Annotated in this window: 16 protein-coding genes and 1 tRNA gene; 7 read left to right on the forward strand and 10 right to left on the reverse strand. The window is 40.1% G+C overall.

Going from position 1 to position 17,179, the window contains the following annotated elements; translation table 11 throughout:
* Positions 1 to 20 precede the first annotated feature (20 nt).
* On the reverse strand, positions 21 to 1,196 hold the full coding sequence (locus GNP35_RS03290) for a mandelate racemase/muconate lactonizing enzyme family protein (RefSeq protein WP_155694473.1): 1,176 nt from the start codon (positions 1,194 to 1,196) through the stop codon (positions 21 to 23).
* 104 nt (positions 1,197 to 1,300) lie between these two features.
* The gene (locus GNP35_RS03295; RefSeq protein WP_155694475.1) at positions 1,301 to 2,071 is read right to left on the reverse strand and encodes a class II aldolase/adducin family protein; all 771 of its coding nucleotides are present in this window, start codon (positions 2,069 to 2,071) and stop codon (positions 1,301 to 1,303) included.
* A gap of 346 nt (positions 2,072 to 2,417) precedes the next feature.
* Here GNP35_RS03295 and GNP35_RS03300 point away from each other — a divergent pair, with 346 nt between their 5' ends.
* Genes GNP35_RS03300 through GNP35_RS03310 form a run of 3 tightly spaced genes read left to right on the forward strand, consistent with a single transcriptional unit; the run spans position 2,418 to position 3,811 of the window.
* Positions 2,418 to 2,639, forward strand: coding sequence for a helix-turn-helix domain-containing protein (locus GNP35_RS03300; protein ID WP_155694477.1), 222 nt, complete (start codon positions 2,418 to 2,420; stop codon positions 2,637 to 2,639).
* Positions 2,640 to 2,699: 60 nt separating this feature from the next.
* Positions 2,700 to 3,317, forward strand: coding sequence for a hypothetical protein (locus tag GNP35_RS03305; RefSeq protein ID WP_155694479.1), 618 nt, complete (start codon positions 2,700 to 2,702; stop codon positions 3,315 to 3,317).
* Positions 3,318 to 3,325: 8 nt separating this feature from the next.
* Positions 3,326 to 3,811, forward strand: a complete 486-nt coding sequence (locus tag GNP35_RS03310) for a transcription elongation factor (protein ID WP_155694481.1) — start codon at positions 3,326 to 3,328, stop codon at positions 3,809 to 3,811.
* Positions 3,812 to 3,940: 129 nt separating this feature from the next.
* Here the strand turns inward: GNP35_RS03310 and argS are convergent, their stop codons facing one another.
* The gene (argS, locus tag GNP35_RS03315) at positions 3,941 to 5,677 is read right to left on the reverse strand and encodes an arginine--tRNA ligase (RefSeq protein WP_155694482.1); all 1,737 of its coding nucleotides are present in this window, start codon (positions 5,675 to 5,677) and stop codon (positions 3,941 to 3,943) included.
* Positions 5,678 to 5,693: 16 nt separating this feature from the next.
* Positions 5,694 to 7,277, reverse strand: a complete 1,584-nt coding sequence (prfC, locus tag GNP35_RS03320; RefSeq protein ID WP_155694484.1) for a peptide chain release factor 3 — start codon at positions 7,275 to 7,277, stop codon at positions 5,694 to 5,696.
* 175 nt (positions 7,278 to 7,452) lie between these two features.
* On the opposite strand from prfC, the gene GNP35_RS16215 reads away from it, so the two are divergent.
* Positions 7,453 to 9,585 carry a fused MFS/spermidine synthase gene (locus tag GNP35_RS16215; protein ID WP_155694486.1) on the forward strand — a complete coding sequence of 711 codons (2,133 nt, stop codon included), beginning with the start codon at positions 7,453 to 7,455 and terminating at the stop codon, positions 9,583 to 9,585.
* A gap of 15 nt (positions 9,586 to 9,600) precedes the next feature.
* Here the strand turns inward: GNP35_RS16215 and rimI are convergent, their stop codons facing one another.
* From rimI to GNP35_RS03340, 3 genes are all read right to left on the reverse strand, one after another.
* Positions 9,601 to 10,062, reverse strand: a complete 462-nt coding sequence (rimI, locus tag GNP35_RS03330) for a ribosomal protein S18-alanine N-acetyltransferase (protein ID WP_155694488.1) — start codon at positions 10,060 to 10,062, stop codon at positions 9,601 to 9,603.
* A 55-nt stretch (positions 10,063 to 10,117) separates the two neighbouring features.
* On the reverse strand, positions 10,118 to 10,447 hold the full coding sequence (locus GNP35_RS03335) for a hypothetical protein (protein ID WP_155694490.1): 330 nt from the start codon (positions 10,445 to 10,447) through the stop codon (positions 10,118 to 10,120).
* A 506-nt stretch (positions 10,448 to 10,953) separates the two neighbouring features.
* Positions 10,954 to 11,030 (reverse strand) — tRNA-Trp (locus GNP35_RS03340).
* Between the two features lie 179 nt (positions 11,031 to 11,209).
* On the opposite strand from GNP35_RS03340, the gene GNP35_RS03345 reads away from it, so the two are divergent.
* The 3 genes from GNP35_RS03345 to GNP35_RS03355 are packed head-to-tail and all read left to right on the forward strand — an operon-like array spanning position 11,210 to position 13,449.
* Positions 11,210 to 12,031 (forward strand): putative RNA methyltransferase, encoded by an 822-nt coding sequence (locus GNP35_RS03345; protein ID WP_155694492.1) that lies wholly within the window; start codon positions 11,210 to 11,212, stop codon positions 12,029 to 12,031.
* Between the two features lie 55 nt (positions 12,032 to 12,086).
* Complete coding sequence (locus tag GNP35_RS03350) at positions 12,087 to 12,617, forward strand: peroxiredoxin (RefSeq protein ID WP_155694494.1); 531 nt, start codon at positions 12,087 to 12,089, stop codon at positions 12,615 to 12,617.
* On the forward strand, positions 12,610 to 13,449 hold the full coding sequence (locus tag GNP35_RS03355; protein WP_330997683.1) for a class I SAM-dependent methyltransferase: 840 nt from the start codon (positions 12,610 to 12,612) through the stop codon (positions 13,447 to 13,449). Before GNP35_RS03350 ends, GNP35_RS03355 begins: the two co-directional genes overlap by 8 nt.
* A gap of 16 nt (positions 13,450 to 13,465) precedes the next feature.
* Here the strand turns inward: GNP35_RS03355 and GNP35_RS03360 are convergent, their stop codons facing one another.
* From GNP35_RS03360 to GNP35_RS03370, 3 genes are all read right to left on the reverse strand, one after another.
* Positions 13,466 to 13,867 carry a DUF2750 domain-containing protein gene (locus GNP35_RS03360; protein WP_155694496.1) on the reverse strand — a complete coding sequence of 134 codons (402 nt, stop codon included), beginning with the start codon at positions 13,865 to 13,867 and terminating at the stop codon, positions 13,466 to 13,468.
* A 28-nt stretch (positions 13,868 to 13,895) separates the two neighbouring features.
* Positions 13,896 to 14,639, reverse strand: coding sequence for a hypothetical protein (locus GNP35_RS03365; RefSeq protein WP_155694498.1), 744 nt, complete (start codon positions 14,637 to 14,639; stop codon positions 13,896 to 13,898).
* Between the two features lie 76 nt (positions 14,640 to 14,715).
* Positions 14,716 to 17,178 (reverse strand): TonB-dependent receptor, encoded by a 2,463-nt coding sequence (locus GNP35_RS03370; protein WP_155694501.1) that lies wholly within the window; start codon positions 17,176 to 17,178, stop codon positions 14,716 to 14,718.
* Position 17,179: the final 1 nt, after the last annotated feature.

The following is a 17,179-nucleotide window of genomic DNA, read 5'->3' on the forward strand; positions in this document are numbered from 1 at the left end:
GACACGGCACTTAAAAAAACTTACTTAACCGTCACATTTGGCGAACGTTTAACAACGTCATCATTCAGTTCAATACCAATTCCCGGAGTATCAGGTGCTTGGAAAAAACCGTCAACCGGTTGTGGATCTTGAATACAAAGCTCACGGTTCCACGACTTGATTGCATAAGTATGGTGCTCATGAATTAAGAAGTTTGGAATCGCCGTTTCTAAATGTAATGACGCTGCCGTTGCAACTGGACCACCACAAACGTGCGCTTGTACACGAATGTCGTAAACATCGGCATAATCACACACTTTTTTCGCTTCTGTGAAACCACCACATAAACCAACATCTGGCTGCAAAACGTCAATACTTTGATCTTCAAAATAAGGACGCACATCCCAGCGATGATATAAGCGTTCGCCACCAGCAATTGGAACATTTACGTTATCAGACACTTTTTTGTGAACCGCTGAATTTAAATAATTCACAGGCTCTTCGTACATCATACAGCCCACTTCTTCCACTATCGCACCCATTTGAATTGCAGAAGCCGCGCCCATTAACGAGTGTGATTCAAAGATAATATCCACGTCCTCGCCTACCGCATTTCGGATTGCACGAAGGCGATCACCAAATAAGCGCATTTGTGGTTTTGTGAATAACTTAGTTCTATCAAACGACGAGCCACCATCTGCATCATAAACAATTGGGTCAACTTTCACTGCGTCATACCCTTCAGCAACGGCTTTTAATGCCGCTTCTGCGTACTGTTCTGGCTGAATAAGCTTAGTGATGTCTTTATCCCAGTCAAACTGTAATTGGCTGGCATAAGTTCTCAACTTGTCATTCGTTTTACCACCTAATAATTGATAAACAGGAACGCCAAAGGCTTTACCTTTGATATCCCACAATGCTGTATCAATTGCACTCATTGCAGAATATAAAACCGGTCCGCCGCCTAAGCCCCAAAAGCTTTCTCGCAGCATACGACTCCACAACAATTCAGTATTAAACGGGTTAAAACCAATTAAAACCGCTTCAGCTATTTCTTTAATCATAGCGGCAGCCGCACTGTGTCCCCAATCGTAGGCTAAACCAGCCTCACCAACGCCTGAAATGCCTTCGTCAGTGTGAATACGGATAAAAACAGGATTCCATGGTGGGCGCTCTGGGCAGTGAATATCAAATATTTCTACGTGAGTGATTTTCATTTTGGTCTCTTTTAATTAAATTCTTTGTTGTTTTTGTTCGCGACCCTTGGTCACGCGTTCAAATTAGATGTCGGTCTTAATTATCCGCCTTTACCTATTACTCTTTACTTATCAAAGTCAGGATAGGCGCGCTTAACTTTTCGCATCATGGCTGGCCATGCTTTTTGACCACCAGTTTGACCTGAATGGACGATATTCGCCTGCGCTTTTATACCATCCACTATGCTTTGATCGACCATAAACGCAGATTGACCCGTTGCTTGAACTTGCAATTGAATCTCACAAGCACGAGTTAAATCGTACATATGCATAAAGGCATCACCAATAGTTTTACCTAGTGTGATTGCACCATGGTTTTTAAGCAGGAAAAAATTAGCATTACCCAAATCATCTTTGAGTCTTTGTTTTTCTTTATCATTAACAGCTAAACCTTCATAGTCGTGGTAAGCAAGGGACGCCAATGCAAACATTGAATACTGACTCAACGGCAATAAACCTTCTTCTAAACTTGCAACTGCAACGGTTTCATTTGTATGAACGTGCAAGGTGCATTGATCTTCATGCCTTGCTTCATGTAATGCGCTATGAATAGTGAAGCCAGCTGGATTAATCGTAAAAGGACAGTCTTCTTGAACAATGTTGCCTTCAATATCAATTTTAACTAAATTTGATGCTGTAATTTCGTCAAACGTAAGGCCAAAAGCATTCAACAGCAAATGATCTGTACCCGGAATGCGAGCTGAGATATGAGAATGAATTAAGTCGTCCCAACCGTGCATCACTAATAATCGATAACATGCGGCCAATTCCACACGCGTCTGCCATTCTTGTTCAGACACTGAGTCTTTTAAGCTGACCACTGGCAAGTCGTACATAATTGTTCCTTAACGCTCTGATTTAGTTGGCAGTATATAGGATAGCCTTTACCAACCTTAATAACTGATAATAATAATATATAGCGAGCCGTTTTTATATATTTGAATGCCTCTGTGTAAACTATTCTCAGCCAATATCCATTTAATTGCATTCGCAGTTAGTATCGTCCCAATTTAAATTTTTAAAACCACCAGCTAGTACTTACATATGCTCACTTTCCTGTGTAAATTTAGTCAATGAAGTTGTGTTCTCAAACCACGACACCTTATGCTAATCGAAATAAAATTTACGTTTATCATAAAATTTAATTTGACTAACATAAAACAAGTCACTATTGTAAATAACATGAATATACGAATTAACTTAGACATAGAACTCGCGAAACAGAAAATGTCATTAACTGAATTGTCTCAACAAATCGGCATTTCAATGACTAATCTATCCTTGTTGAAAAACGGCAAGGTTAAAGCGATTCGATTTAGTACGCTAGAGGCTATATGCAAGGCATTAAGTTGTCAGCCCGGCGATATTTTGGTGTATGAAATTAAAGAGAAAGATGGGAGTTAATCTATTTTAAAAGTCGATTAACTAACTCTGACTTTACTTATTTTAAAACTGGAGATTTAAATGAACAATCAATACATAAAACCAGCGATAGCCACTTTGCTGCTCGCCATCGTATTCCCCATTTATTGGAGCAGTGCGTTTTACTCAGCAAGCTTTAATAATGATATTTTTGCATTTATAAAAGCCGATATGATGACACTTGGCTTCAGTGATTTGATGTTTGTGATCATGGGCGCACTTGAAGTTTACGTTTATTTGAGTTTAAGCAAAGCACTAAAAGTCCAACTTAACTCGCGCTTTGCTTCTATTTTGCTTATTGTAATGGCGATAGCCAGTGCCCTATTTCATGGAACGGTGATCTTTGATGTTGCTTTAGCGATGACAAGTGGTGCGTTACCAAACTCATCAACAGATAGCATAGTTGCAGTGGGTTTGTTTTTCGGCATTGCTGCACTAGTTTTATTAGCGTTTTCTACCTTTATTTGCAGTATTGTAATACTAATCAACCACCAACAAATCAGCAGTATGTTGAAAGTCTTTTCTGTATTGCTTTTAGTGGTGAGCATTCTACAAGTAACTGTGATTTTCTCTGTATTTAATTTACTGCTATTTCCATTCACCTTAGCCATGCTTGCGGTATACTTTGTGAAAGAACCAGACACATTGGAAATTGTTTAAACCAATCTATGAACATTGACAAATTAGCAGTATTTTCAGAATTATTTATTCAGTTAGAAAAGTCCTTTCTCGCAGCCTCCGATGCTGCAGAAGGGGCGCGTCAATTGGCAACTCACGAACAGAGTAAACCAGAAACTCAGTATGATACGGTTGGACTCGAAGCTTCATATTTAGCACATGGCCATTCACAACGTGCTGCAGACTTAGCCAATGCCATAGAGGATTGGAAAGTTTTACAACACAAAGTATTCAGTAATGAGTCTAGTATCGACGCAGGGGCTTTAGTTGAGCTCATTGATTCAGATGAAATTTCAAAAATGTTTTTAATCGGCAATTATTCTGGTGGTTTAAAAATCGAGGTATCAGACGAAGTCGTTACCGTCATTACCTTATCGTCACCCCTGGGCGGAGCCATGAAATCCAAACAAATAGGTGATGAGTTTCAACACCCAGTTGATGCCAAGCTTAGTTTGGAAATAACTCACCTAGTCTAGCTTCAGGACACAACAGTAAACGGCATCGTTTAAAGTCAAAACAAAAAACGGAGCACTAGGCTCCGCTTTTCAGAAAGTATATGACAAATCTAAACCCAAGGTTAGAGTTCAGGTTTAAACATTTTATACTTACATTTTTTCCATTGTTTCAATGCCTAACAAGTCTAAACCTTGCTTCATTGTTTTAGATACCAACAAGCTTAGCGCTAAACGGCTTTGTTTTGTTTCTTCTGGCACACCATCTTTTAAGATTGGGCACGCTTCGTAGAATGTCATGAACAAGCTAGCTAACTCATAAAGGTAAGTACATAACACATGAGGCGTTAAGTTTTGGCTAACCGCATTCATTACTTCAACAAACTGCAATAGCTTCATTGCTAACGCTTTTTCTTGAGCTTCTGCAATAACAACATTGGCAGAAAAATCTTCAGTATTAATTCCTGCTTTGCGGAAAATACTTTGAATACGCGCAAATGCATATTGCAAATAAGGAGCCGTATCGCCTTCAAAGCTCAACATGGTATCCCAGTCAAAAATGTAATCCGTTGTACGATTTTTGCTTAAGTCTGCATATTTAATAGCACCAATACCGACTTTACGAGCAATCTCATTTTGCTCATCTGCAGATAGATCACTATTTCGTTCTGCTAATAATTTGCCTGCGCGCTCAACGGCTTCATCTAATAAATCAGCTAGTTTTACCGTACCGCCAGTACGAGTTTTAAATGGTTTGCCGTCTTTACCTAACATCATGCCAAATGGGCCATGCTCATAGGTCGTTTCTTCACGTAACAATCCACCTTTACGGCCAACTATTTCAGCTTGCTTAAAGTGGTAAGCTTGACGAGCATCGGTAAAGATAATGATTCTGTCCGCATCTAATTCAAATGAGCGATACTTCATTGCCGCTAAATCAGTGGTTGAATACAAGAAACCACCGCCTGACTTTTCAACGATAAATACTGATGGCTCACCGTCTTTATTCGCTAACTCTTCAATGAATACAACTTGCGCACCTTGGTCTTCAACCACAATGCCTTGCTCTTTTAAGTCAGCAACCACACCTGGTAACATTGGGTTATAAGCACTTTCGCCCATAATGTCATCGTTAGTTAGCTTAACGTTCAGCTTCTCGTATACTTCTTCTGAGTGTTGAATAGACACTTCGATAAACTGCTGCCACAGAGCTTTACACTCAGCGTCACCGCCTTGAAGCTTAACAACATACTCACGAGCTCGGTCAGCAAACCCTTGTTCGTCATCAAAACGAATTTTTGCTTCGCGGTAAAAGTCTTCTAAGTCTGACAGTGCCGTTGTTGCAACTTCAGATGCTTGCAGCTTGTCTTGTAAATGCGCGATCAACATTCCGAACTGTGTTCCCCAATCACCCATGTGGTTTTGGCGAATCACATCGTGACCTAAGAACTCAATAACGCGTGCAACGGCATCACCTATAATCGTTGAACGAAGGTGACCAACGTGCATTTCTTTGGCTAGGTTTGGTGAAGACAAATCAACAACAACTTTTTTAGCCAACTCTTTTTCGATGGCTAAACGAGGATCTGCCAGTGCTGTTTCAACCTGTGCGGCTAACCACTCAGGACGAAGCTTTACATTGATAAAACCAGGACCAGCAATTTCTAAGCTATCAGCCATATCATCTAGGTTTACTTGCTCAACAATAGTCTCTGCAATATCACGAGGCTTTTGTTTTAAAATTTTCGCCAGTGCCATAGCACCGTTAAATTGATATTCACCAAATTCAGGTCGAGTACTGCGAGCCAATGGTGCTGGTGCGCCTTCTGCGCCTTCAATGTTGCTTAATGCTTGTTTAAATCTGTCTTGAACTAATTGAAATACATTCATTTTCTTTAGTGCCTAATTAGTGTTCACGAGTTTCTAAGAAACGTACATCTGGGTAACGTTCCATCGATAAGTTTAAGTTCACTCTTGTCGGCGCAATGTACGCCAAGCTGTCACCACCATCTAACGCTAAGTTAGTAGCACATTTACGGCGGAACTCATCTAGTTTTTTGTCATCGTCGCACTCTACCCAACGAGCAGTTGCCACGTTTACATTTTCATAAATTGCTTCAACGTTGTATTCCGATTTTAATCGTTGAACAACAACATCAAACTGAAGTACACCAACCGCGCCTACAATCAAATCGTTGTTTTCAAGCGGACGGAATACCTGTACAGCACCTTCTTCTGATAATTGAATAAGGCCTTTTAATAACTGCTTTTGCTTCAGTGGATCTTTAAGACGGATACGACGGAATAATTCTGGTGCGAAGTTTGGAATACCACTAAATTTAAAGTCTTCACCATGTGTAAAGGTGTCACCAATCTTAATAGTGCCGTGGTTATGCAAACCAATGATGTCGCCCGGCCATGCTTCTTCAACTTGGGCACGGTCACCCGCAACAAAAGTTAACGCATCTGAAATTCGAACGTCTTTTCCTAAACGAACGTGTTTCATTTTCATGCCTTTTTCATATTTACCAGAAACGATACGCATGAAGGCAACACGGTCACGGTGTTTAGGATCCATGTTTGCTTGTATTTTGAATACAAAACCACTGAAGTTTGACTCTTCTGCTGATACAGAACGTTCGTTAGTTTCACGAGGCATTGGCGTTGGCGCCCATTCAGTTAAACCATCTAGCATGTGGTCGACACCAAAGTTACCTAAAGCGGTACCAAAAAATACTGGTGTTAATTCGCCTGCTAAAAACAACTCTCTATCAAATTCATGTGACGCACCAACCACTAGCTCTAGTTCTTCACGTAATTGTTCTGCAAGGTCTTCACCTACTGCGGCATCTATCTCAGGGTTATCAACACCTTTAATCGTACGAACTTCTTGGATTGTGTGGCCTTGGCCTGTGGCATATAAAATAACTTCGTCACGAAGAATATGATAAACACCTTTGAACAATTTACCGCAACCGATTGGCCAAGTGATTGGTGAACATGCAATTTTTAGTTCCGATTCAACTTCATCCATAACTTCCATTGGATCACGAATGTCACGGTCCAATTTATTCATGAACGTTATGATTGGTGTATCACGAAGGCGAGTAACCTCCATTAACTTACGAGTTCTATCTTCTACACCCTTCGCGGTATCAATAACCATTAGGCAGGAATCAACTGCAGTTAATGTACGGTAAGTATCTTCAGAGAAGTCTTCGTGTCCTGGAGTATCGAGTAAATTGACCAAACATTCGTTATATGGGAATTGCATAACAGACGTAGTAATTGAAATACCACGATCTTTTTCCATCTCCATCCAGTCAGATTTTGCATGCTGGTTTGAACCACGACCTTTAACAGTACCTGCTGTTTGAAGGTGTTGTCCGAACAACAATACCTTTTCGGTGATAGTTGTTTTACCGGCATCCGGGTGCGAGATGATCGCGAATGTGCGTCGAATGTCGACTTGCTGTTGTTGCGCAGACATGCAAATTACCTGTATTAAATATGAATTGAAAAAGAGAATAAAATTTTAGCCGCGTATTATAGCCGAATTAGGATTAAAAGTAAGGCGCTGATTCACCTTAAACTGCGTTTTTTCTGCCACTATTTTAACCTTAGCTAAAAGCCGTGTATCATGCCTGTTTTCGGCTATCACACGAGTGAACAACAACTTGAAAGCGTCTTTTGTTTTAACCATTTTTCTCAGTTCATTTTTACTTTTCTCAATTCAACCTATTTACGCAAAACTGATATTGCCGAACTTAGGTGGTGGCAGTGCCGTTTGGACCGCGTGTTTATTGTTTTTTCAAACAATGTTACTGGCTGGTTACCTTTACTCATTTATTTTAAGTAAGTTAAAAAACACTAGCTTTCAAGCCAAGTTTCATGCGGTGATAGTTTTGATTGCCGCCACCTTAATGCCCGTTTCCAATGATTGGTCTAACGCCATATTTGTTGACGTTCAATCGCCATTTTGGGACGTATTTAAACTGTTGTTTTACACTATTGGCGTGCCGTATTTTGTATTATCAACAACGGCCCCTTTGATTCAGCATTGGTTAGGGCAAACTTCATTAAAGTCTAAAGCTTATCGCTTATATTCAGTTTCTAACATTGCCGCGCTGCTCGCCTTATTTAGTTACCCATTCATTATTGAGCACCAGCTGACACTCAACAATCAAACCTTTTACTGGTCTGGTGTTTACTTGCTTTTTTCCGCGACGATTGGTTTAAGTATATATACCGCGTTAAAGCTGGCACCGGAGCGTTTACCGGAGCAGACAGAAGCACATTCCATTGAGGCGACGCCAAGCTTTTTGAAAATGCTTAGCTGGTTTCTGCTGTCCGCTGCCGGCGTTGTATTGCTGATTGCTACCACCAGCAAAATGACACAAAACATTCCACCTATTCCTTTTTTATGGATCACACCACTTGCGGTTTACCTCGTGACGTTTATTTTAACCTTCCATAATGAAAGACTTTACGCCCGCTGGTATTGGCTGGCGGCGTTTATAGTTAGCTCCGTTATTGCATTGCTGCTGTTTTATATAGGCACACATTTCAGTGCTATTTCACAAATATCACTTTATTTATTAACCATGTTTATTGCCACCATGGTTTGTCATGGCGAATTGGTGAAAACAAAACCCGATACTCAGCACCTTACTCTGTTTTATTTATTACTAGCCGCAGGCGGCGCAGCAGGAAGTTTGTTCGCTTCCTTTTTTGCTACTCAATTTTTCACGCAAAACTATGAATACATTATTGGCTTTATGGCGATTTACGCTTTGTTGCCCCTGTCTATTTTTAGCCATAATAAAACACTGAAAAGATCAGAGACTGATATTGATGCAGCCTCGTTCAACGCCAAACCAGACAATAAGCTGACATTCACTAGTCTTGCTGGGTTTGTCGTTTTTGGTTTCTTTTTCAACTTTTTAAACGCTCAATTTAATCAGTTTAATGTTTATGAAAGTCGCAACTTTTACGGCTCACTCGCAGTTAAAGATTTACTGAATATCTCACCGCCAGAACGTCGACTGGTTGATGGTTATACCGCACATGGCGCTCAACGCCTGCCTGCCATAAATGACTCGTCGAGCTCTGCTGAAAAAGTTGATTTAGAACCTCTTAGTTACTACCGTCCGGCATCGGGTATTGGTCTCACTTTGCAAATGCCTACACAGCAAGCGTCACGAAAAGTAGGACTTATTGGTTTAGGTGTTGGTGCATTAGCCTATTACGGTCAGTCCAATGATAATTATGTATTTTATGAGTTAAATCCCGACGTGGCTTTTGTGGCCAATACCTATTTTGATTATCTAAAGCGTTCGCGCGCTCAGGTAGATATTAAATTAGGTGATGCTAGAGTCATGTTGGAACAAGAGATGAATAATGAGGGTAGCCAGCAGTTTGATCTGTTGGTGGTTGATGCCTTTTCGAGTGATGCCATTCCGGTTCACTTGCTTACTGAGGAAGCAATAAACCTTTACCAACATCATCTTAAACAAAATGGCTTAATGGCATTCCATATTTCAAATAGCTATTTAAACCTAAAACCTGTGATGCGAAGTATTGCTAAGCAATTAAAAATGACGGCGGTTTATTTTAAAGCCGAGTCTGAAGATGCAAACATTCACACAACTGAGTGGGTAGTATTTACTAATAATAAGAAGTACTTGGCTCAACCAACGGTAAAGTCATTAGGCTCAGGTATTTTAATGGCTGACGGAGCAACCGTTAATTGGACCGACGATTACTCAAGCTTGTTGTCGGTATTAAAGCTTAACTAGAGTTTGTGCTGCTTGCTACAGTGCTTTTTTCATAGACAGTGCGTGTTCTTTTTCAACGCTGTTAGGCACTGAGTAGTAATTTTTTCTGACGCTCTGTATTACAAAGCCAAATGACTCATAAAGAGCAACCGCAGCTTGGTTGCTCTCTCTCACTTCTAACCAAATTTCTTCTGCCTGTATGCTTTCACTATACGTAAACAAATCATTCATTAACGCTTTGCTTAAGCCTTTACCTTGGTGATCTTTGGCAATACATATGTTTTCCAAAGACACTTCGCCAGCAACATGGTCTGAAAAATAATATCCGATAAGTTGATATTGTTTTTTCTCTATTTTAAACAAGCCCATATTATGACTACGCGGGCCAAAACTAGAAGAAACAATACGCTCACTCCAAGGTGCTAAGTGCGCAGTGTTTTCAATTTCCATAATTTCGGAGATATGAGAATGGTTTAATGGTTCTATTCTTGTTTTCATGAGCTGGCTTTTATTAGCTTAAATTCATCGGCTAGTGTTTGTTTTTAGTTTTTTATTACTGGCTAACCAAAGGTGCCAACGTTGACCAAACCTGCTGTTTTTGAGCGCTTGATAAATCACTTATCGGTGCTGTTATTAATTGTGTTTTAGTAGCGATAACACGGGTAGATTTACCTTCAATCAACCACGAAAAGCTTTCGGTAAGCTGAACCTTTTGGCCCACCACTTTCATTTGAGGAAAGAGAACCAACAAGTCTTTTTCAAATGATGGCTCTAGCACCATATCTTTAGTCAACGATTCTTCTGGTGATGCATCGAGAGAGCCAGCTTGCAGAAATTTAATGCCAAGCTTTTTCATGCATTCTATTTGATGAGGTGTGTACACAGTTGAACCAAAATTAAGAAGTAAAAATTAATGATATCTAAATTTACGGAGTTGAGCCATTAGAGATTTAATTAACTAAATTAACTGTCCATGTTAGCAAAGCACTTAAATGAAGCGTTTGAGCTCGTGAATTTTAGGCACAAAAAAACCGCAACTAAGCGGTTTAATTTCTTTGACTTGGCAGGGGCGGAGGGACTCGAACCCCCAGCCATCGCGTCTTTTATGAAGAGTGGAGACCGCTGTTCTAAAATCATGCAGCTAACTGGCTAATTCGATGCTACATAAACATCCTAAACTCCAGGCACAAAAAAACCGCAACTAAGCGGTTTAATTTCTTTGACTTGGCAGGGGCGGAGGGACTCGAACCCTCAGCCATCGCGTCTTTTATGAAGAGTGGAGACCGCTGTTCTAAAATCATGCAGCTAACTGGCTAATTCGATGCTACATAAACATCCTAAACTTCAGGCACAAAAAAACCGCAACTAAGCGGTTTAATTTCTTTGACTTGGCAGGGGCGGAGGGACTCGAACCCCCAGCCATCGGTTTTGGAGACCGCTGTTCTACCAATTGGAACTACGCCCCTGCATCAAAGTCCGGCAATTATACTGTGCGAATGCCTAAGGTAAAGGGTAAATTTCATTTATTTTACGGTTTACCGCTCGTTCGGACATTTAATGTACAAACCAACTGTTAAAACTAAAACCAATTTTAGTAGCTCTGCGTTATAATTGCGTTGTCTTTGAATTATTTGAATAAGTTTTTATGTCTGAACACGCTAAATTTACCTGCCCTATCTGCTCTTCTTCATTAGAGAAAGAGGGACAAACATTAAGATGTTCAAATAATCATGCTTTTGATTATGCCAAAGAAGGTTACGTTAATTTATTACCAGTGCAGCTAAAGAAGTCGCTTCAACCAGGTGACGACTTAAACATGGTGGTAGCACGAAGAGAGTTTCTGCAGTTAGGTCACTATGAGTTTATGCGCAGCAAGTTAATAGAACTTATTGCTGAGTTATCACCAAACACTGTTGTTGACTTAGGATGTGGTGAAGGTTATTACACAAGTGAAGTTAAAAAACAGATGGACGATAAAGCCGTTTACGGTTTTGATATTTCCAAATCTGCCGTGAAATATGCCGCCAAGAGAAACAAGCAAGTTCATTACGCCGTAGCAACAAATGCTCACGTGCCATTAGCTACAGACAGTGTAGACTTAGTAATGAACGTTTTCGCACCTCTTATTGGCAAAGAATGCCAGCGTATTTTAGTGGAGCAAGGGAAAATATTATCCGTTTCACCTGGCCCGCATCATCTATTTGAAATTAAGCAGGTCATTTACCCTACTGCTGATTTACACGAAACACCTAAAGCACCCGATATGTTTGAGTTAGAAAAACATGACTCGGTTAGCATGGAGACTCAAATTACTGAAGAATCGGACCTCAGTAATTTATTGACGATGACGCCTTTTGGGTGGAAAACGTCAGAAGAAAATTTAACAACACTAAAAGCAAAAATCCCTTTTGTCGTTACACTGGATTTTGTTATCTCTACATTCAAACAATTACCGGTAACAAACTGATCGACCAAGGTTATTACTGCGTACAACCGTCAGATTATTAATAAGGAAACGCAATATGTTACAAAGACTATTAAGTACTATCGCACTAACTTCGGCATTGTTATTTAGTGTCACAACGTTTGCATCGCTAAAAGTTGGAGATCAGGCCCCTGATTTCACAATGAAAGGAAGCGACGGAAAAACCTATTCACTATCTGACTACAAAGGAAAACAAAACGTTGTTTTAGCTTGGTTTCCAAAAGCATTTACATCGGGCTGTACCATTGAATGTAAATCGTTAGCGGAAAACGGACATTTGCTTAAAGAGTTTAATGCTCAATATTTTATGGCAAGTACAGATGACGCGTCAGACAATGAGCGATTTGCGCAAGAAACTAAAGCCGACTTTCCGTTATTGAGCGACCCTGAAGGCGAAGTTGCAGATGCTTACGATGTCAGCTTTATGGGATATGCAAAGCGTCATACATTTTACATCGACAAGACAGGCAAAATTGTCATGATCGATAAAAACGTGCGCCCAGCTAAATCAGCTGAAGACATGGCAAAGTATATGAAAATGTTAAGTTTTGAGGTAGTAAGTGACTAATCACTTATGCCCATTGTGCGACCATACAAAGGTCGCACACTATTTTACTGACAAAAAACGTGATTACCTACAGTGCCAACAATGCTCCTTGGTTTTTGTTCCTGCCGAATTTCACCTATCAACATCTAATGAAAAGTCAGAGTATGACAAACATGAAAACCAGCTTGAAGATTTAGGATACCTAACTTTTCTTAGTCGGTTAGCCAAGCCGCTGTTAACGCAATTGGTTGACGCTGATTTTGCTGGCGAGTTTGCTAGTCAACTTTCTAAGCCGGAATCTTATAGTTCTCACTCCAACTCTATTAACTCTTCAAACTCCAATAATCTTGTTAACTCTATTAACTCTGCTAGCTTTGTCACATCAGATGGAAAGTTTGAAAATGACAAACGTTTAAATGAAAAGCCCTTAGGTAAAAAGAAAGGCGACCTCACTGGTCTCGATTTTGGTTGTGGACCTGGACCTGCCTTGGCATTTGAGCTTAGGAGACTTGGTTTAAACATCAGCGAATATGATATTTATTACGCCGACGATAAATCACTACTCAACAAGCAATATGACTTTATAACCAGTACAGAAGTAATAGAGCATTTTAATACCCCAAGTAAAGAGTTGAGCCAACTTATTGAGATGATAAAGCCTGACGGGTTACTAGCCATAATGACAAAACTCGTCATCGATAAACAACGTTTTGCCAATTGGCACTATAAAAACGATCCTACTCATATCAGCTTTTTCAGCCAACCAACCTTTGAGTTTATTGCGAAGAAATTTGGATTAACTTTAGAGTTTGTAGATAAGGATGTTATCTTTTTGAAGAAGCCCAAATCGTAGACTTGGGCTTTTGATTCTAGCGAGGGTGAAGCTTTCGTTTTTGCTGTTCTAATTCATCTTCTAGCTCAAACGGTTCAAGGATAATGCCGTCTTCATCAGGGACTGGAAATGCCACTATTAACAATTCATCATCTTCAAGGCCATGACTCCACTTCTTCTGCCAATCTTTTAATGAAATAGCTTTAGGTTCAAAACCGTTCCAATCACCCGTTGCCCATTCGTGAGCAAATTCAAAATGAGGCCAAACTGGAATGCAGTCTTCATCATCCGTTGTTAGCATCACAGCGCCGTGTTCGTCGGTTAAAATCCAAACCTGCTGCTGTTCCAGTATTTGCATTAATAAGTATTTTAAACGCTTATCTTGGCTCCAGCTTTTGATTTCAACAAATCGATTTGGATCTAGTTTAGTTTCTGTCATACATCACCTTTTTAAAGTCTATTAGCCATTATAGGCGATTTTGCTCGCTGACTTCATTAAAACTTGGTTGTGACAGCTCTAAGGTGAACACTCTATTTATAAGTAAAAAATGGATGGCAAGCAGTAAATGGAAAATAGCCATACTTAAATCATCACTAATGTGCAGTGTCGTCGACGCTGGAACCAACAAAAGCGTGACAATAGATAAGAACACTAACCCTTTTTCTTTAGCGACTAAAGCAAACAAAACAAATCCGAGAATGATACTTGCATCTGTAATTAGCTTATTAGTTTCGATGGAAAAACTTACAGTTAGAATATTAAACGTCAGCAAAAATACCATTACAAACTTCGCAACTTTAACAATCCCCTGCTCCGAAAAGTGACCATTTAAGTACTCTAATTTAGTACTAACAGGCGCATTTTGGTTACCTGTTAATTCTTCTTTTTCAGTAGTTGAAGAAGACATATTAGTATTGAAGATGGCGTCATTACTTTTACAAGATAGAATCACCATAGGAAGACTAAATACGTAAATCACCATAGCAACCTTTGTACTTAATAAAGACAAATAGTCATGGATGGGTATTACTTGATCTACACCAGCAAAACGCACAGCACCAAAAGAAGCAGTGATAACAATGAACAACAAACCAAGGGTTAATAGGAGTCTATACGGTGACTCAAAAGAGTTTGTTTTGTTTAAATTGATTACAAACGCCAGCAGCGAAAAAATTAAGATTAGTTCACCAAGTGTATCCAAGTAGGCCATTTATGTTACTCCTTCATCTATAAAAACGGCTCCATCATGGAGCCGATAATAACCGTATTTATTTTAGAAACAAACCTTAAAATTCCATTCCAAACTCAAAACCATACATTCTAGGAAGTCCTGGCGTTGCGATAGGAGAACCAAGCGCCATAGCTTGCCCGCCTGTTTGAATTAAGTATTTTTCGTCCGTTAGGTTATTAATAAAAAAGGCGGCATAAATTGGGTGGTTGTCACTTTGCCAACTAATACGCGTATTTACTAAGCTGTATCCAGAAATTCTATTATCTGCATTTAAGCCCGTCACTGTACCTGGCTCAAAAGGTAACACTGGCAATGCAGGTCCTTCTACGCCTTGAGTTCTCTCACCTGTGTCAGCGTAACTAACATGGAGGTTAAATTGACCATCTAGACCTTCAAAGAAATAGTCTACGCGAATATTACTTTGATCTTCTGGCATGCCTGAAATCGGTTCACCAACTCGACCATCGTTAACATCTTCGCCCTCAAAGAAGTCCCACTTAGTATATTCGGCAATCGTTTTTCCATAATTTGCCGTAACAATTAAATCTGGTGTTACTTGGATAACCGTTTCAATATCAAACCCTTCCCCTTCTGCATCTACATTTCGAAGATTATAAGTAGGTATTGGCGCACCAAATAGCTCAAGTTGTTGAAGGTTTTTATATTTGTATTCAAAGGCCGACACATTGAGTCTAATACGGTTATCTAACCATGAAGACTTAACCCCAATTTCCGTGTTTTTAACGGTTTCTTCTTTTACTGGTGGCGCTTTGCCTACACCATTGAAGCCGCCTGATTTAAAGCCCTCGGCGTACGAAGCAAATGTCATGAAGGTATCAGTCCATTTGTAATCAACAACAACACGCGGTGTCCACTTATCCCAACTCTCTTCTTGTCGAGCATCTTCAGGTTGGAAAGCTACCGCTAGCGGCACATCACCAACAATTTGAGCATCGGCACCTTCAAATGGCACGTAGTAAGTATTTTGTGGCACAGAAGATAGCTTGAAGTTCTTATCATCGTAGGTATAACGTAAACCAAATGTTAAATCTAACTTGTCAGTCGCGGCATAGGTGCCGTCAAAGTATGCCGCAAAACTTGAAGTCGTTGCATGATGATAAAAGCGCTCTTCATGCTGACCAAAAACCTTAGTTAAATTGGCATTGATCAAGTCTTGTCCAACGGTTGCCTGCGCTGTTTCAAAGTCCTGACCCGCCATCATGCGGCGTTGAATTTCTAAACCAATAGCTTGTTGCGCTTCAATTGGTCCTAACGTCATATAAGAACCAGCAACGCCTTGTCCAAATGGAAAGTCTGGCAAAATACGAGGGTCCAAGCCAAGCTGTACAATCGCTAATGCATCAAAGCTTAGCGTATTAAAGTTAGCAACAACATCTTGCTCAATATCTTCATAGAAGAAGGTTGTGCCTGCAGTCCACTTAAAGTCACCTTCAGAGTCTACTACTCTAAACTCCTGGCTGAACTGGCTTTGATCTTCATCTAGCAAACTTTCAAAATAAGCTCTCTGCATTGCAGAGCCATCATCTTCCATTGCATTATAACGCTCAAACTGGCGATAGCCGGTAATGGAGGTGTACGTTAAGCCATCTGCAAAGTAATTCACTTCCGCAGAGATACCACCAGCCTGGCGTGTTTCTTTACCTTCAAAGTCAAATTCGATAGGTGCAAATGGGTCGCCACTGCCGTAAGAAGTGTTTAACGTAACTGCAGGTCTACCTTGTTGATTAGTATCGTTTATATCGCCCCTGAAAATCACTTCTAAGTCATCAGCTGCTTGCCATAATAACGCACCACGAGCTGACCAATCTCTTTGGTTTCCGTACTTTTCTTCACTGTCTTTTATATCTAAATAACCACCGCGATGGTTTGAGTTAAAACTGCCTCTAAAAGACAACTCTTCATTAATTTGTGTATTCGCCCACAGTTCTATTTTACGTTTGTTATATTCTCCAACCGTAAACTTAATTCCGCCTTCGTTATCATCTGTTGGATTTTTAGTAATAATATGGATAGCGCCTGCGGCGGAGTTTCTGCCAAATAAAGTACCTTGTGGCCCTTTAAGAACCTCAACCCTTTCAACATCATTAAAGTTAAGATTTGAAGTACCCCTACGACCAACATAAACACCGTCAATATACACAGCAACAGCAGCATCTAGGCCAATTCCCATGTCGTTTGTTGTTATGCCACGAATATTAAAAGTGGTTTGTGTTGCCGTGGCATTATTGGTCTCTAATCCAGGGGTAATAAGACCAAGGTCATTCGCACTTTGAATGCCCATTTTCTCTATATCAGCTTCACCAAAGGCCGTTATTGTGATGGGAACATCTTGAATACTTTCCACTCGCTTTTGGGCACTCACTTCGATTACTTCTAAACCGACTTTTTTTTCTGGAACTTCATCCATGGCGTATGCGCCTGAAGATAGCAATGAAAAGACAACCGCGAGTGACAATTTGCTTTTCTTAAAGCTAACTACTGAAGAATTATTTAACATG

This window comes from Psychrosphaera haliotis (assembly GCF_009728465.1).
GTDB lineage: Bacteria > Pseudomonadota > Gammaproteobacteria > Enterobacterales > Alteromonadaceae > Psychrosphaera > Psychrosphaera haliotis.

Coding starts and splice junctions, on each gene's coding strand:
- GNP35_RS03290 (WP_155694473.1), bottom strand. CDS start 1,196: ATGAAAATCACTCACGTAGAAATATTTGATATTCACTGCCCAGAGCGC.
- GNP35_RS03295 (WP_155694475.1), bottom strand. CDS start 2,071: ATGTACGACTTGCCAGTGGTCAGCTTAAAAGACTCAGTGTCTGAACAA.
- GNP35_RS03300 (WP_155694477.1), top strand. CDS start 2,418: ATGAATATACGAATTAACTTAGACATAGAACTCGCGAAACAGAAAATG.
- GNP35_RS03305 (WP_155694479.1), top strand. CDS start 2,700: ATGAACAATCAATACATAAAACCAGCGATAGCCACTTTGCTGCTCGCC.
- GNP35_RS03310 (WP_155694481.1), top strand. CDS start 3,326: ATGAACATTGACAAATTAGCAGTATTTTCAGAATTATTTATTCAGTTA.
- argS (WP_155694482.1), bottom strand. CDS start 5,677: ATGAATGTATTTCAATTAGTTCAAGACAGATTTAAACAAGCATTAAGC.
- prfC (WP_155694484.1), bottom strand. CDS start 7,277: ATGTCTGCGCAACAACAGCAAGTCGACATTCGACGCACATTCGCGATC.
- rimI (WP_155694488.1), bottom strand. CDS start 10,062: ATGAAAACAAGAATAGAACCATTAAACCATTCTCATATCTCCGAAATT.
- GNP35_RS03345 (WP_155694492.1), top strand. CDS start 11,210: ATGTCTGAACACGCTAAATTTACCTGCCCTATCTGCTCTTCTTCATTA.
- GNP35_RS03350 (WP_155694494.1), top strand. CDS start 12,087: ATGTTACAAAGACTATTAAGTACTATCGCACTAACTTCGGCATTGTTA.
- GNP35_RS03360 (WP_155694496.1), bottom strand. CDS start 13,867: ATGACAGAAACTAAACTAGATCCAAATCGATTTGTTGAAATCAAAAGC.
- GNP35_RS03365 (WP_155694498.1), bottom strand. CDS start 14,639: ATGGCCTACTTGGATACACTTGGTGAACTAATCTTAATTTTTTCGCTG.
- GNP35_RS03370 (WP_155694501.1), bottom strand. CDS start 17,178: ATGTTAAATAATTCTTCAGTAGTTAGCTTTAAGAAAAGCAAATTGTCA.